This window comes from Sporofaciens musculi (genome assembly GCF_009830285.1).
In the GTDB taxonomy this organism is placed as follows: domain Bacteria; phylum Bacillota; class Clostridia; order Lachnospirales; family Lachnospiraceae; genus Sporofaciens; species Sporofaciens musculi.
The window spans coordinates 1,246,546-1,263,527 of the sequence record NZ_WUQX01000001.1 but is presented as its reverse complement, the minus strand read 5'-3'; the positions used below and the strand labels follow the sequence as shown (position 1 = coordinate 1,263,527).

Annotated in this window: 14 protein-coding genes and 1 pseudogene; 1 reads left to right on the top strand and 14 read right to left on the bottom strand. The window is 39.9% G+C overall.

Translation table 11 applies throughout. The features are described from left to right. Nucleotides 1–140: 140 nt before the first annotated feature. The 14 genes from GN277_RS06285 to GN277_RS06220 form a co-directional block, all read right to left on the bottom strand. Nucleotides 141–803, bottom strand: coding sequence for a ribulose-phosphate 3-epimerase (locus GN277_RS06285; RefSeq protein WP_159750318.1), 663 nt, complete (start codon nt 801–803; stop codon nt 141–143). Nucleotides 804–862: 59 nt separating this feature from the next. Next, nucleotides 863–2,425 (bottom strand): CDP-glycerol glycerophosphotransferase family protein, encoded by a 1,563-nt coding sequence (locus GN277_RS06280; protein WP_159750317.1) that lies wholly within the window; start codon nt 2,423–2,425, stop codon nt 863–865. Between the two features lie 14 nt (nt 2,426–2,439). Next, on the bottom strand, nt 2,440–3,663 hold the full coding sequence (locus GN277_RS06275) for a glycosyltransferase family 2 protein (RefSeq protein ID WP_159750316.1): 1,224 nt from the start codon (nt 3,661–3,663) through the stop codon (nt 2,440–2,442). A 20-nt stretch (nt 3,664–3,683) separates the two neighbouring features. Beyond that, the gene (locus GN277_RS06270; protein WP_159750315.1) at nt 3,684–4,007 is read right to left on the bottom strand and encodes a nucleoside-diphosphate sugar epimerase/dehydratase; all 324 of its coding nucleotides are present in this window, start codon (nt 4,005–4,007) and stop codon (nt 3,684–3,686) included. Further along, on the bottom strand, nt 4,004–4,918 hold the full coding sequence (locus tag GN277_RS06265; protein WP_159750314.1) for a polysaccharide deacetylase family protein: 915 nt from the start codon (nt 4,916–4,918) through the stop codon (nt 4,004–4,006). Before GN277_RS06265 ends, GN277_RS06270 begins: the two co-directional genes overlap by 4 nt. Beyond that, nucleotides 4,866–6,398 carry a CDP-glycerol glycerophosphotransferase family protein gene (locus GN277_RS06260; protein WP_204162710.1) on the bottom strand — a complete coding sequence of 511 codons (1,533 nt, stop codon included), beginning with the start codon at nt 6,396–6,398 and terminating at the stop codon, nt 4,866–4,868. Before GN277_RS06260 ends, GN277_RS06265 begins: the two co-directional genes overlap by 53 nt. After that, the gene (locus GN277_RS06255; RefSeq protein ID WP_159750312.1) at nt 6,386–7,639 is read right to left on the bottom strand and encodes a rhamnan synthesis F family protein; all 1,254 of its coding nucleotides are present in this window, start codon (nt 7,637–7,639) and stop codon (nt 6,386–6,388) included. Before GN277_RS06255 ends, GN277_RS06260 begins: the two co-directional genes overlap by 13 nt. Then, nucleotides 7,639–8,769 (bottom strand): rhamnan synthesis F family protein, encoded by a 1,131-nt coding sequence (locus tag GN277_RS06250; protein ID WP_159750311.1) that lies wholly within the window; start codon nt 8,767–8,769, stop codon nt 7,639–7,641. The genes GN277_RS06255 and GN277_RS06250 overlap by 1 nt, the downstream gene beginning before the upstream one ends. Nucleotides 8,770–8,792: 23 nt before the next feature. Next, complete coding sequence (locus GN277_RS06245) at nt 8,793–10,169, bottom strand: glycosyltransferase family 4 protein (protein ID WP_159750310.1); 1,377 nt, start codon at nt 10,167–10,169, stop codon at nt 8,793–8,795. A 16-nt stretch (nt 10,170–10,185) separates the two neighbouring features. Further along, nucleotides 10,186–12,087, bottom strand: coding sequence for a Coenzyme F420 hydrogenase/dehydrogenase, beta subunit C-terminal domain (locus GN277_RS06240; RefSeq protein ID WP_159750309.1), 1,902 nt, complete (start codon nt 12,085–12,087; stop codon nt 10,186–10,188). After that, the gene (locus GN277_RS06235; protein WP_159750308.1) at nt 12,077–13,219 is read right to left on the bottom strand and encodes a polysaccharide pyruvyl transferase family protein; all 1,143 of its coding nucleotides are present in this window, start codon (nt 13,217–13,219) and stop codon (nt 12,077–12,079) included. Before GN277_RS06235 ends, GN277_RS06240 begins: the two co-directional genes overlap by 11 nt. Beyond that, nucleotides 13,209–13,517, bottom strand: a complete 309-nt coding sequence (locus GN277_RS06230) for a hypothetical protein (protein ID WP_159750307.1) — start codon at nt 13,515–13,517, stop codon at nt 13,209–13,211. The genes GN277_RS06235 and GN277_RS06230 overlap by 11 nt, the downstream gene beginning before the upstream one ends. 79 nt (nt 13,518–13,596) lie before the next feature. Further along, nucleotides 13,597–15,108 carry a hypothetical protein gene (locus GN277_RS06225; RefSeq protein WP_159750306.1) on the bottom strand — a complete coding sequence of 504 codons (1,512 nt, stop codon included), beginning with the start codon at nt 15,106–15,108 and terminating at the stop codon, nt 13,597–13,599. Nucleotides 15,109–15,119: 11 nt separating this feature from the next. Continuing rightward, entirely contained in the window at nt 15,120–15,398 is a 279-nt protein-coding gene (locus tag GN277_RS06220) for an LbetaH domain-containing protein (protein ID WP_159750305.1), read from the bottom strand. 171 nt (nt 15,399–15,569) lie between these two features. Between GN277_RS06220 and GN277_RS32580 the strand changes: the two are divergent. Next, nucleotides 15,570–16,942, top strand: a pseudogene (locus GN277_RS32580) (IS4 family transposase). Nucleotides 16,943–16,982 lie beyond the last annotated feature (40 nt).

Genomic DNA, 16,982 nt, shown 5'->3' with positions numbered 1-16,982 from the left:
TAACATAAATCTCTTATTCTTGAAACAGGTAAAATACATATATGGAAGGAGTCAATTAATATAAAATGAAAAAAGCTGCGTTATCACGCAGCCATCTTTTCCCGTCGCAAAATCCAACCGCTTTTTGCGGCGGATACCCGTCAAAACCTCAGTTCACGGATATTCTGTAATGTCTCCTTATAAGGCTTCCCTTTCCCGAACAGCAGCGTTGTTCCCAACACGAACCCCCGCACCCCCTTGGGGGCGAATTCCAGGATCTTATCCGCGCTGCACGCCCCGTCCCAATAAATCTCAAACTCCATATCCTCCTTCATTGCCAAAAGCTTTGTTATCTTCTTCCCCACATAGGGCAGATACATCTGACCGGCATTTCCGGGATTCACCGACATCACAAGAACCTTTTTTACAATACGCAGCATCTCCATCACCGTCTCCACCGACGTCCCCGGATTAATGGCAATCCCAGGAATCATATCCGCATGGATGATTCTCTGCAAGGTTGTTGACGGATGGTATTCCGCCTCCGGGTGAATATACACCGTGTCTCCCTTGCGCAGATTATTCAGGAACAGTCCGATATTGTTGATTGGATGTTCAATCATCAGATGTACATCCAAAGGTATCTCCGATGCAGAAGCGATATAGCGCATATCATTCAAAGACATGGCATAATTAGGGACATACCGCCCGTCCATAATATCTATATGGAAAGAGTCGATACCTCCTTCCTCCAGTGACTCGATTTCTTTCTCTAAATATCCATAATCTGCACACATCATGGATGCCATCAACTCAAACTGCATATCCCTTACCTCACTTTTTCATCCTTGTACGATTCACTCCAAACCGGCTGCCAACATAGTTACAGGGATAATGCGTCCACTACCCTTGCGCAGCTTTCATCATCCGAGAACTTATGCATTTTCTCCATAAGCATACGACGTTTTTCCGACGCAGAGTCTACCCCTAACGCCACATTTTCTATGAACCTCTCCATATCCTCCAGGGAAAATATCTCCTCTCCCGGAAGCCACTCCCTGATATTTTCAAATACGAAGCCCCGACTATCCTCATATTCCTCCACGTCATCAAGGGTGAACCCCATGGGCTTGTCAAGGAGCGTATAATCCACGGCCACAGAAGAATAATCACTGATCATACCGTCCGAGCGCCCCAAGATCTGATTAATCTGAATATCCATATTTACGAGCGTTTCATGCTTCAGAAGTACGATACGACTCATGGAAAACCTGATGATTTTATCTCTGTCCTGGAATGGATGCAGCTTCAGAATCAGAACGGCATCCAGCTTTTGCAGCAGTAAATCCAGCTTTTGCAGCTTTTCGCAAGTATCCGCCACGGGCAATCCCGTCTGCCCTTCCATGTCGTATTCGTTTAACTCATTCATTCCCGTCCTCGCCATTCGGAATGTAGGCAGCCAGAAGATGTATTTCTTTGCTTTCGGCAAGCCTAACTCCTGCCATGCCTCTTTTTTAGGGTGAAACAGCCAGTCATTTTTAGGGTATCCTGTCACAATGACCTGCTCTTTACGAAGCCCGTATATTTTCTGATGGATTTTTTTATAAACCTCACTGACCACAATATGATATTCATAACGTCTCTCACAACGGACAAAATTAACCCTCGTCTTAAATCCGCAGCCATGCCACAGTTGAACCCGAACCTGATCCTTCCTTGCATTTCTGCAGAACCCGTAGGCATCCGTCATAAAGATATATTTTGCAAGGCAAAGCGCGTGATAGTATGCGTCCCTCTCTGCTTCTTCATCCGATACGGCCCAGTCATACGAAAGAAATCGGACATTGTCATATTTCTGAACAATATGTACGAATTCAGCCGGCTCTTTTACCAGCCAGACCATCTCATATTTATGGTGATACCCTTCTCTTAACATATGTTCAAATAACGCCCTTGCGTTGTCCGCATAATCCATTCCCTTTACATAAGAAGACGCGTGGGGGCCGCTGCGGAAAATGATAATATCTTTAAGCAGTCTGTCTCTGTATTTTTCACGATAGGATAAGTCGATTTCCGTTTCACGGTCTGCGAAAAAATAGATACAGCCTTTAAAATCATGACGCCACTTTTCCAGTTTTTGGAATGTTTCTTGAAAATAATCATTCAGAATAATAAGGATCGACTGTTCTCCTAATTCGCAGATATACTGATAGGGATAGACCAAAAGCTCAATTTCCCGAAAAACGACCGACCTGCTTCCTTTGGCGACGCTTCCGGACATTCTGTCTAAAGTGTCACACAGAACCCCTGCAAGCCGCCTCCCTATATCGTATTTTGCAAGCAGTTCTTCCATATATTTTTGTGAAAAATCTACAAGATAAATATTACCATCGCCAGCTTCTATCCTGCTTTGCAAATTTTCTGGCTCAAGCCTCCTTAGCTCCATTTATTTCACCCCGCTTATCCCAGAATCCCGTCTGCCTCTGCAAACCGCCAGAACAGCTCCTTTTGCTCAAAATAATAGATTTTAGACGGCTTAATCCCCATCTGGCATAGACCGGAGGATATTTCCTGTGCTTTTACAGAATTTTTAATGGTAATCACAACTACGTCGAACTCTATCTCAGTCCATTCTTCAGGAGGCGTCACTTCAAAAGAACACCCCCTCATCCTCTCGTACCCATAGTCAATACAGCCGGCAAAATCCAGTTTTTCATTGTGCATAATCTGTTGATAATATTTCTCTCCAAGCTCACCCGCCCCATATAGAAGCACCTTAGAATTTTCCGGTATCTCCTCCATCCACAACGGATCAATCCACAGCAGGTTTTTATTCAGAAATCCCATACGTGAATTAATTCCCTTATACAACATCTCCGTGATATAGAGTTCAGCCTGCAGACGCATGGTCTGTGTAAAATCCGGATGCCGGTACAAGCTGATGAAATAATGATATACGGCATTCACCTTGGTCAGATAATGCGGATCGGGCGTATGCACCATAGACTCTTGACGAATGATATAGTGGTAAAATGCTTCTTTTCGTATACTTATCCTGTCGCACGTCAAAATATAGGACAGTATACACAGCTTATCCTCTGACATGGACACCTCGTTTGGAATATTCATCTGTACTTCTTTAAACTTTTCAGCCAGAAATATCTTACAGCACAAGGAGCCCTGTATTCCCACCACCTTTTCCCTGGAATGGTATATTGCGTTTTCCCGCAGATAATCCATTTCATTACCTTCATACAAGCCCTCCGGAATACCATCATAATGAACGGAAATATAATTTCCTTCCAAAAGATAACCGCTGCTTACCATATCCGCATGCTCCTTAACCGCCCATTCATACAGCCTCTCATACATCTGCGGCTCAATCCAGTCGTCGCTGTCCACGTAACCGATATACCTTCCGGACGCTTCTTTTACACCGGCTTTTCTTGCAGAAACCAGCCCGCCGTTTTCTTTCCGAACAATATGTATCCTTTTATCCCTGTCAGCATATTCCTTCAAGATCTTGAAGCTGGAATCTGTGGATCCATCGTCTACACAGATGATTTCAAGCTCTCTCATAGTTTGGTTAATGATACTGTCCAAGCATTTTGACAAATATTTTTCCGTATTATATACCGGAATAATGACGGATAATGGAACCATACTCTCACCCTCCTGTTTCATAATCCTCCGCTGCCCCAAAGTCAGCTCTCCCGTATAACATGAATATCCTCTATCCCGTATCCAAGCAGGCTCTCTAACATCTGGCGCACACACAGACTGGCAATCAGGTAGGTTCCTTGGGGATACCTGCCGGTGGCTTCCAAAAGACTAACAACCAAAACTCCCTCTACGCTGCTTCCCCACATCCGATTGTCATTATCGCAAAAACAGCTCACCCTTCCCAGCCATCCATTTTCCTTTAGGAAGCCCAAAACCTCTTTTCCAACCTTTCCGGCCCCATAGATTACAATCTGGCTTGCACCCTTAAGTTCATTGTCGCGCTCAATTGTCCCTATATATTTCATCCGTCATACCTCCAAAACTGCCAGACTGATTTGCTAAAATCTTCCCCGCTGCAATCCTTAACCTCCATCCGCGGCACGATATATGGATTACACCCTATTTTCCACACACCTCTCAGAGTTGAGGCCGCCTTTTTGATGCCATGTCGGCGGCATGCCTCAAAGGTATTCTGGTTAAAATGCATCCGAGATCCAAAAGGATAAGAGAATACCTCAATCTCCTTCCCTAACTCTCTCTCAAGATATTTTACCGAAGCCCCTATCTCATACTGCTGGCTTTCCAGCGACTTTGCCCCCAGCGACCTGTGGTTCACCGTATGGCCGCCGATCGTAATATATTGTGAGCTGCTCAATTCATGGAGCTGCTCCCGATTCATAGGAAGATTTTCACGTCTTCCTTCAGGTGAAATCCCTGCCCAGCTTCTTAGCTGCGTAATCCATGAATTGGCCCGTTCCACCTCTGACTCCATCCTCAGCAGCCAATGAAGGGATTTTACTAAATCGATCCGCTTTTCATAGCTGTCCGTTTCCCATGTGTAATGATACAGCGAATCCTGTAAATCAAATTGCCTGGGATACTCCCTGTTTCCCGTCAGCACTCTGGCAAGCTCGTCCCACCAGTATTCCTGCTTCCCGTCCACATATCCGGTTGCCACAAATACAGTTGCCGGAGCCTTGTATTTTTCTAAAATAGGAAGCGCATATTCATAGTTATCCTCATAGCCGTCGTCAAAGGTAATGACCACCCCATCCTCCCTTTTCTCTGCCCAATCCTCCTCAAACCGAAATATTGGGAAATGATTTTTCAAATATTTAATCTGCTCCTCGAAATGTTTCGGGGAGACTGTCAGATGATAGATATCATCTCTCACAGGATGAATCCTGTGATAAAGCAAACATAATACTTTCTGCATTCGCATTCTCCTCACTGATGCTTAAGGTCATCTTATCCAAAATGCCCCATATATATTTTGAAACTTTCTTTGATGCAGTTCCATCATCATAATTGCCCATTCCATCCATAAATGTATCCAGCCTCTTTTGATAGGCCGCCATATCGAATTCCTCAATACGCCGAACCAGTTCTTCATTAGAATACGCTTTGATATAAGGAAGCTCCTCCATCGGCACATAAAAATCCCTGTCCTCTTTATATGACTCATAATCCCTCTGATACAAAAATACAGGACGTCTGGTATATGAGAAATCATACATACATCCAGAATAGTCTGAAATCAGGACATCAGCAGCCTTTAACAGTTCTTCAAAATCATCATATCTGTCAACTGCGATAAAATCTTTCTGAGCAAAATCATATTCCAGATAGCGATTATCCGGATGTTTGCTTACAGCAAGAACAAACTCCCTGCCAAACCTTTTTGTCAGCGCCGACAGTACGGCAGTAAAATCAATATCATAATATTGGTTTGTAAAATCTTTGCGGAAAGTAGGCGCATATAATACCATGCATTTTTCTTCCATCAGTCCAAAATGCTGAAAAACTTTCCTGCGTATAACTTCTCCTTTCCAGAAAACATCATGACGCGGAAGCCCCACCTTCAGAATCGGACCATCATACCAAAAAGATTTTCGATACAGTTCTGTATAAAATTTGCTGCCTGACAGAAACACATCCGCCATCTCAGAATCTTTTTTTGCGTTTGCAACATAAGATTTTGGAAGCGAACCTTCCGCATCCTTTTCCACCTTTTTTATGGGCGCCGCCCCATGCCATGTCTGGATGTAATACTGCCCCCTCCTCTTTCTGGCGTCAAAATTCTTCCGCGTATTATCCACCCACATATGCGCTGTGGCTAATTCATAATAATATTCAAAAGTTCCTGTTTCAACCGTCCTTATTCCCTTCGGGAATGAATATTTTTGCTGTGAAACTACCCATACCAAATCCAGTCTTTTTTCCAAATCCGACTTCAATAATTCTTCCGCTATATATTTCGGATTGCCTCCATACCCCATATCTTTCATGTTTGAAAAGATAATCTTATTTTTCTGTATAGGGCTGCGATACAATCTGTCATAAAAAATATGAATCAGGCTTTCTACGTCTATAAATTCATAATTTTCATATTGAAGCGCAGTCAGATATTCTCTGATTGCCTCAGACAATATATTCTGAACACCCACCAGTACCAACGCATCCCGATACAATTGAACTGCGTCTTCTGCTTCCAGCACCTCCAATCCATATTTATAGTAAGGATTATTTTCCCTTTTTGTCACAGCAAAACACTGTATCTTTTCAGACAGTCCTTTTGATTTTAAGTACAAATATAGAATGTTAGAAACCGTACCCGCCCCATAAATGACAAGACGTTTCGTATCTTCACAGAGCTTTCCAATTCTCTCCATGGAAACCAACTTTAATCCCCCCAAAAAACCAAATAATTATAAAATCCTCTGTCTTTTAAGTTTTTTACCATTTCATTTCTAATTCTTTCCTCGAAAGCAGTAACGATTACTGCACAATCAAGACATTCTTTTTTATCCTGAATAGAGGTTACCGCAAGCCCGCAGACCATGCTGCCACCGTCCCTACCGCTGACCAAGAAGCCCTGTGGAAACAGGTTTGCCTCCCGCAGCAAGAAAAAACAGAATCTTCCCATTTCGCCTGCTCCATATAAGTATAAATTCCTGTTTTTTCCTGCAAAGCGAAGCAGTTTTTCTTTATTTATCTTATAAGCCTTCAAATCACTGATACAAGGAACCGGAAAGAAACGCTTTGCTTCCGAAAAAAGAATACTAGTGGAATATTGAAGATAATTAGTCTGTTTTCTGGCATAATCGACCGTCATAACAGTTCCCGTGTCAAATCCTGCATCCTGTGCCACATAGGCAAAGATACGCTCAATTCCGTAACTTAGATAGTCCTGATATCTAAGCTTCCCGTCATCAAAATCTCCATACCGCCATCCAAAATCAAATAATTTCTGTAATGACTGCCTTCTGAACCATAATGCTGTCCCAATCGTGATCGGCGGTTTGTCCGGCGACAGATCAGTATTCAGTTGAAGCATGTCGGCAAGCTCTCTGGTGACGCTATATGATTTATGCCATCCATACCCATACCAAGTACAAAAATTGTCCCCCACAGGCTCTGGCGGCGCCAAGATTCCTAAGCGGCGGTTTTCTTCAAACATTCGGAGAACATTGGCAACATAATCGGAGCCTCCCATAAGATTCCCCCAAAGGTTTTCAATCCACAAATCCGTGTCCTGCTTTACTTTTGCGTTACGCGCTTGCTTATCATGAAGAAAACAGATATATTTGTACGGCTTTATAATCTCGGCGCCCTCAACCAGAAGCGCGCTTACATCCCTCCCCCTGTTTTCCTTCAGAATATATTGAACTCGTTTCCTGCCAGACTGATTCAAATGGGTTCGGACTGCCTCTAACACCTCCTTACGGGAAGAAATAATATAGATATCTATATCCTTAGATACTCCATCCACATAGGGAAGATAGACTGAAAGAGTGTGAAGATAATATAAGTAAAAAATTACCGCCGTTTTCGCATATATATTTTCTGAAACAGTTTCCTTCTCATCGCTGTCGCCATTCGGAGATAATATGTATAATAAATTTTTTTCATGTCTTATATCATATACATTTTTCATCACTGCTCCTTATATTGTGGATAGAATAATTGATTATCCGCCATATCTTTTTTTAACATTGAATAAACTTCATAAAACGTTTTTTCACTCACCGCGAGAATTATTCCATCTTTCCTGTCAAATTTTATATCCGCATACGTATGTACATTTTCTCCGTGTTTTTCATTTTTACTAACAATAAATCCCTCGTATTTCCATCCCATATACTCAAAGTATCTTGCAAGCCCTTTACCACATATACCATACCCAAAAATATATACTCTGCGATGCGTATGATAAAACCGAGATATTTGAACAGGTTCAAACGGTGAGATTGGATTCATAATATTTTCATTACATAAACGTTCTATATGAGAATAAATAAAACTTGTATTATAACCTGTATGATCATTGATATATTCCATTACTTTTTTTACTTCATCCAGGTATGGCAGACATATTACTTTCCGCTTTAACACCGGAAACTTAAACTTCTGGACTAATTCCCGAAAATAACACATAAAAGGATTCTTACCGTATTCAATATTAATAGGTATTTTATCCGTGAGCGCACTGCATCGGTATCCTCTTTTAATAAAATAACTTGAAAAATAGATTTCAAAATTTTCCACAGCTTCCCGATATGTTCTTGGATATTCTAATTCCTCCCAAAACTTCTGCCAGTGAGATGACAAAAATACTGACTTTTTACAAACCAAGAAATATCCTTGAATATGCGGGGGCATTTCTTGGCCTGATGCTAATATGCGGCCCCCGCCAGGATGTCTGCTTAATCCCCAAAAATCAACTTCTTCTTTTTCCATCTCTCTAAAAACACCTTCCCATGGAAATATAGGACCATAAAATGTGTCGTTAAAAAGAAGGATTTCATCCCAGTTTTTCCAGTTTTCTTTATTCATAAAATGCATAAAAACATCTTTATACGCACCGGCGTCATATCCATAATTGTTTCTTTTAAATATACTGTCCGAATATTTTTTTAATTTATTATATCCCGATTTCCCAATTTTTCCATTTATAATAATAATCAACTTCTGCAGAACGCTGTCCGTACTGCTTAAAAGGAATTCTACATATTCATCAACCAGTCCTTGGGCATCATAAAACACAAAAATGCCTGCACGATTCATTTAGGTAATCCTTTCCCTTTCTATTATTGCAATATCTTCTGGATATTGCGCATAAATATATCCATCGTAAAATTTAGCTCATAGGTTTTCCGTGCATTTTGTCCTATTTTTTTAAGCTGCTCCTGGTGCTGATAACACCATGTCATTAAAGAATTAAGTTCTTTATCATTTTCACTCTGGAAGATAAATCCGTTCCTGCCTTGTTCAATATATTCTGCCATGCCCGTTTGATTTGATATGATGCAAACCTTTCCCATCATCATAGACTCTATGGCAGCCATAGAAACCGTTTCCTCGCGGGACGCTACAACCACAACATCCAACATCTGATACAATTTTGTCATCTCCTGCCGTGTACGTTCACCCAGAAGAAAACAATTATTAATCATCGCAGCCCGTTTAACAATCTCTTTACCGAATCCAAAGATATTTTTCTTCCCTGCTAAGAAGAAAAAAGAATCCCTTAATATGTTCTCAGGCAACTGTTCCACCGCAGACATGAAAACGTCCTGCCCTTTCCGTTTCACCAATTCTCCTACCAGCCCATAACAAATCTTTTTATTAATAAAAGTACCGGCATCTCCCCTGTCTTCTATTCCCAGCGGCAAAATCACCGCTTCTTTTTGAGAGCCAAACCACCGTTCAAAATGGTATGCCGCCCGTTTACTGGGTGCATATATTCTAAGCGTCTCTTTTTGAATGCCTGCCTCAATCTCCCTTTTCCAATATCTGATACGCTCATACTCGTCTGGATTCTCATGAATCCAAACATTCACCTCACGTCTCTTGGCAAGCTTTACTGCCAGACGTATCATTGGAAGCGAATTAACCAATATCTTATCGTATCTCTCTGTCCATGAAAGCCTCTGCAACGATGCATTTCTCAGATTATCACAAATAAGCACGTCTATACCATTATTTACTGCCTCCTGAATATATCGGATATCGCCCCCATCTGCCGCTATGGTTACTTCATATCCTAATTGAACGGCAGCTTTAGCAGTTAATAAAGAAACAATCGGCACGCCGGTAAATGATAATGTTACAGAGACAATAAGTAATCTTTTTCCGCTGATTCGATTATCATTTTTTACTCCTGCGTACTTTTTCATCTCACAGGGAAACATACCAAAAAAATCTAAATAGTGAATAATTTTTTTCTCACTATATCCTAATTGTAATAACTGCTCTCCCATTTCAGGGGCGGAATCACTCATCAATACAATATAATCATAATCAAATTTTTCAATCTCCTTAGGGTAACAGACATCAATTCCATCAAGCTTTTTTCCATGAAGCTTTTCATCATGATCTATAATCCCACCGATTTCAACCCCATTTTGAAGCTTGTTTTTATATTTTCTGTAAATGTTTCCGCATCCAAATATAATGATTCTCATCCATTCCTCCCTATTCTTACTGCCCAACCGCCTCTCCTATTTCCTGCGCCAGATAGATGCAGGCGCTGCGATTCATATGCTCTGGCACACATCCATACCTATGAGAAGCTTCTGTATAGAGCAGACTGTCAGGAATCGGCGGAAGCATTTTTATTTCCGGCCATTGCGTACGGATATAATTATATCTTTCTTCCAACATAGAATTTATCCGATTAATCTTATTCTTTTCCTTATATTCATATTTAGGAGCATTAATCCTTCCATATCGGCTGCACAAATAGTTTTCAGCAATCATCATATTGGAAATCGAAAAATATCTCTGTACGAATTCCATAAATTCACAAAATGTTTTTTTCCACATATCGAAGGTTATAAAAACCGGCATCCCCTGTATACCAGTAGTCTCAAAATAGCCCTCGCTTTTCGTGATAATGGTCTGCCCAACAATGAAGCTGTCGTATCTTTCCTCCAACAAATCCATAATGAAAAAATCCGCCTCACTGGCATACTTTTCAATATTGGTACGAAATTCTTTCTCAATATCGTTTCTGAGCATCCGGTTTCTAAAAGGATTGGACGAACCTTTCATATACTGAAGCTGAGTGTTCGGCTCTGACATTAAACTGCATATTGTCGAATTTCTGAATTGAAACTTCAGTTCACAATCCGTATAATCCGAAATAATTCCAATACTGTTTCTTAAATTATAACTCCCCCACATGCCGATATTCTTCCCGGACAAATTTTCCAGATTGCGAATATTTAAGTTTTTCTTTATCAATTCATATACATTGTCAGAGTTTTCTTTGTACTCCTTAAAAAACGTATCTCTATTCCAATGCTGCTGTGAGCCGGATTTCAATAAATACCAGTTTGTATCTGTCTGCTCAGACTCAACTAACATCCGATCAGCCTTAAAACAATTAATTCTATCCTTGATTCTCTGAAACCATTCCTGTCCCTTTTTTGTATAAATAAGAACTTCGGAAATACCAAACGGAATTCTTTCTCCGTCTTCCGATACATCTAACACTTCCGGATACATTTTTTCAATTTCCCAAAAATCACCTAATTGAATATCACTTCCCGACCTGAAATCTTTTGCTTTGCAAGCTGCACAGGAGGGACGCAGATAAAGCTTGTTTAAAAAGCCATTAAAGAACATATTCTCATCACAATATTGATACAAGGTTTTGCTATTATCAAATGCAACATGAAGCGTAAGATTTCTCTGTCCGTTCTTCAAAACAACGCCGTCCGTTTCCTTATGACGGAATATGATCTTTGTGATTTTTCCCTGGTTTTCATTCTCCAACTGCTTCAAATACTTTTTCCAGACTCCGGGGCTGGAAACTCCTACACAGATGACGTCCACTGTATACAGTCCTTCATAATTCTTACCCAAAAATCTATGCAGCGCCAAAATCTGGCAAGGGGTACCTGAAAATAATACTTTCTTCCCAATATCCAGATATCCCTTCACATCCTGATATGTATTCTTCATATTACTCTGGACATATTTGGATTTACGGAACTGAGAAATGCCTTCTTTGCTGTCCGTACAAGAATGTATAATATCACCGTCAGCGCCAACCTTAACACCAAACACAACTCCCCCCTGCTCAATGATATCGTCTGCCAATACGGTAAACAAACCTCCGCTAGAGCTTGAAAATCTTACCTCCTCCTCTGTACACCAAGCGCCATAGACATCTATTTCTTTTTCTTTACCGCATTCCTCTGAGGACATAAAAGGGCATACTATTTCACATTTCCCACAGCTTATACATTCTGCTTCATCCACCATAGGATACCAAAAACCTTCCTCGTCCGTTTTTAGTGAAATACAATTCTGCGGACATATACTGACGCAAGCCTGACATCCGCAGCAATCTTCCTTTTGCATTTTATGTATCATTTTGTACACACTCCATTATTTTTTTGGCTTCCAACCATAGTTTTTCTAAATCAACCTTCTTATAATCAATGAACTCTATCTTCTCCAAATCTCTTATGCATCTGATTCTACGCTGACTAAAAATTCCAACCCTTCGCAATACGCTTTCTTGTCTGGCCATATTGGCTCCCGGATGCCTGTATGGTGTATTTCGCTCAAAAATATAGAATTGCTTTTCATAAATAACAGAAAATATTAATCCATGATAAGAATCTGTACATACTGCCTGTGCATCCCGAATCAACGCCAGAAATTCTGCAGGGCCGGCATGATTCTTTGCACAAAAAAATTCATCTCTATTTAACTCATTCTCCTCTGAATATATCCCAGGGGTCGTAAAAAATATTTTATTAACATGGCAGCTTTTCATAATTTTTTTCAATAATGTTTTATATGGTCTGAATCTTCCCAGAAAGTAACAGAAGATGTATGGTTCTTTTATATTCTGAATAGAAGAAACATCGTTCCATTCTTTTTTTGCGAGCAATAATGTGGGGTCTGCAACAACCTGTATCTTCTGTTTAATATACTTTTTGAAAATATCTGCACTTTCATCCTCACGGACAGATACCACTTGGAAACGCTCAATATATTCCTTTATCTTCTCATAAAATTCTTCTGTCTGCATATTTTCTTTCCAAATCCCGCTGGGGGCAAATGCGACCCGCTTTTGAGTTTTGCTTCCAAAATTCAAAAAAAATACATCATCAAATACCAGAGGATTCCAAATTTGGTCGCTTCCGCAGAATAACACCTTACAATCCTTACATTCCTCTTCGACCTGCTCTTTGGTGTAACATTGTTTTGATAAAGATATATTGTTCTTAATAAAACAAATAAACCTTAAAATACGTATGTCAATTTTGTGTTCTACTTTTGCTAACCGGTACCACAATTCATACCAATCATCCAACCGTTCTGCTTTTCCACTCCCAATTAGATATCTCTTTTCCTCCTGTTTTCTATAACGAATCACCTTAGGCTCATATCCAAACCGGCGGACAAGCTTCTGCATCGCATAACACTGTAAAATCTGCCCATAATTTATCTCTCCGTTATAACACCAAGTCAGAATAGCTGCTTTATTTTCCAAAACAATAATCCACCACATCCTCTATAAAAAGAATTGCAACTTCCTTTCCCATTTTCTTTTGTATTTTCTTTTCTATTTCATAAAATGCAATGGGAGTTACAACAACCGCATCAACCCTCGGAAGCCTATCCTCCAATGTTTTAATATCCAATCCATCCACCTTAATACCGGACGCATTCTGATCTATACCATATTCTATTGAAACTTTTCCTTCCCGAAGCTCCTCATACAAATGTATTCCTAAAGCGCCTAAGCCATAGATTGCAATATTGTATAAATCATTATCTTCAAAGTACATGGTTAATGATTCGCCTCTGTCTCTTAATGTCATCCAGCGATTCAGAACGCGAAAACCCCATATTTCAAAATCTCCCTTTTTATGTTTTTGACGCCTCACTAAACTCTCCTTTTCCTTCGCTTACGATATCATCTATTCCATATCTCCCAAGTTTAAATACATAGATATCTTCATACCGGCTTTGGTTTAACAAAATCGCTACCTGAGTGCCGCTGCAATCCCCCGCCACCAATGCATTACACTTGGATAAAGCGTTCAGCGTTATCCAGTAATCAGCTCCGACTCGATAAAGATTCTGCTCTCTGTACATCGAGCTTTCTGATAAATAGCCTTTCACTGCACATTCCACCCTCTTTGACGGATAATAAAAAACTTTTTTCCCAAATTCCTCATTGAATAGATTTACAACTGCTTCTTCTTCTGTGCATAAATAGATTAAGTCATATCCTCCTGACTCAAATTTTTCTCTGACAACTCTCAGCATGTCGCCAATATCTGGCTGAATACAATGAGCATACGGTTTCATAATCACATAGTCGCTTCCTCTGACTAAAACGCCCAGTATTCGACGGCTGCCTATAAAATAAGTATTACAATATTCGTCTACTTCCTTTTTTAAGATTGGCTGGGCTTCCAGATATTTGTTTAAGTCTTCTTCGTCTATGGTGATATTGGGCCTTTTTACCATACTTTCTACAATATTCTTACTCCTCTGTATATCCCTTACATGCCATTGCCCAGGCTGCTTAAAAAATTTCTCCCATCCACTCTCTTTACCAATTCTATCCTGCGCCACATAACTATTCTTGAAGGACTCCATATCTATAACCGGTATCATACGATTCCTTTTCGCATACACTATATTGGGAATTACCTGTAAGATCACCCCTCCAAGCCCTACTGTACCCACCCCTGGCTTAATTAAAAGGAATACCTGCCTGGGATTTTCCTCTCCCAGAGAATATCTTTTATCCACACTCCAGTATATTCCCGTTACAGAAAAAGTCAGCACAAGCTTCCTGTCAACTCCCCCTGCTTCCACAATCTTTTCAATCAACTTACGTTCAACAATCTCATACCTTTTGTCTGAACTTATATGCCAATATTCAGAAGGCCATGTACAGAGCACGTAATCATACTCCATGCTCTTAAGCTTTTCTACCTGGTTAATCTCAACATATTCTGCTTCTTTAAAAATATATACTCGGCTTAGATTTGTCTCCCTGTTATTCGGATTCCCAACAACCACAATCTTCTTATCGTATATTCTTAATTCATCGTGATAAAAACTGTACATAGCAATTAAAATATCCTTCATTGTCAAAACCATTCCCTGAAATTTTAACTGCTCTCTAATCTGTCGAATAATACTTTTCTCGGCGCTGCAGCAAATTAAGATTACATCAAAAGTATATTCCTCAATCTCATACGGCAGGATAATCTTTTTGTCAAAAAACAGTTTCCCTTTTTTCTTAATATCATTGTCTGCAAATGCAACAATTTCATTACGAAAAAAGAATTCATTAATATGCGTACTTAAAAACAGCTTCGCTATATTTCCTGTTCCCCATATCAGATACTTCTTTTCCATTGCCAGCACTCCTAACCTTCTTTTTGATATTTTTTGATAAACTCTCCGACTGGCAGATAAAAATCTTCATATCTTTCTCTTATTTTCTCATCGCTCCACTCCCACCAACCTATTTTATTTAAACCTTCTATTTCATCGAAGGAATATCTATATCTTATGATTCTTGCCGGCGCTCCGGCTATTACTGCATAATCCGGCACGTCTTTTGTAATAATAGAGCCTGCGCCTGCTATTACTCCATTCCCGATATCGGCATAGTTGGTAATGAGAACATTTCTTCCAAGCCACACGTCGTTCCCGATTCTGATTTTTCTACGCTTCTTTACTCAAACTTCGCACTTGAATAAGTACCTATGCACCTTGAAAATTCAATAATAACTGACATAAAAATAGCATGAAACCGTCTGGTTTTGATATAATTGAGTTGTTCAGAAACAATCATATATCCGGAGGCTCATGCTATGAATAAAAGTATAACACAAGACAATCAAAATGATAACCAGATTTCAGAATCTATCAGAAGATTTTTTACACGGTTTCATCTTTCTTCTGCATTGAAAACTGCTAATGCCTACAAAAAGAAGGGAATTTCTGCAGCACTGATTTTTCAGTATCTGTTTCTTTTGATATTTTCAAACAGAAGTATGTATATGAACCTGCTGATTGGAAAAGACTCACCGGATTTTGCAAAAGATACGGTTTATCGTTTTATGAAAATGCTCCAGATTAACTGGATTCGGTTCACAACGGTTTTATCCAGCCGAATCATTAGGGATGCCATTGCTCCACTTGATTCCGCAGACCGTGTCAACGTACTGATCATTGACGATTCCATGTTTGAACGTAACCGTTCCAAAAAAGTGGAACTTCTTGCAAAGGTATATGACCATGCAAAACATTGTTATAAATTTGGTTTTCGCATGCTTACATTAGGCTGGTCAGACGGAAGCACTTTTCTCCCGGTCAACAGTGTCCTTCTCTCCACCGAAAATAAAAAGAACAGAATCAATGAAGCAAAGGAAACGGATAAAAGAACGGTTGGATATAAGCGCCGTATGCTTGCTGTCAAGAAAGGAACGATCGCCATGCTGGAACTTTTAAAATCTGCTAAAAAGGCTGGTATTCCGGCTAAATACGTTCTGTTTGACAGCTGGTTCTCTTCTCCAAGCTCTTTCATGCTGTCAAAGAAATCGGATATGATGTAATTGCAATGGTAAAGAAAACACCTAAAATGTTCTTCCGGTATAACAGCGAAGATATGCCGCTGACAACTATTTACAAGAAAAACAGGAAACGGCGTGGACGTTCCCGGTATCTGCTTTCCGTCATGGTAGATGTTGTAAAGGAAGGAAAAACCATCCCTGCCAAAGTGGTCTATATCCGTAACAAAAACAAGAGAAAGGAATATCTTTGTCTCATTTCCACAGACGTGAGTCTGAGTGAAGAAGAGATTATCCGCATTTATGGAAAACGTTGGGATATTGAAGTATTCTTTAAAGTCTGCAAGAGCTATCTTAATCTAAGTAAAGAATGCAGATCCCTATCTTATGATGCAATGACTGCCCATACAGCAATCGTTTTTACAAGATATATGATGCTTTCCCTGGAGAACCGGGAATCTAATGATACCCGTTCTATGGGGGAACTGTTTTTATACTTTTCTGATGAGATGTCTGATATCACATGGATACAGGCTTTTCAAATACTGCTTCAAATGTTCAGAACTCTGCTTGTGGATCAGATAGATATATCTGATGAAAAAATCGACGAGCTGGTAAAAGCATTTATGGATGCAATACCTGCACTTTTAAAATCGAAGCTGCAAGTGGCATAATTGACTGAACATTGACAACTAAATACTGCCAGATATTGAA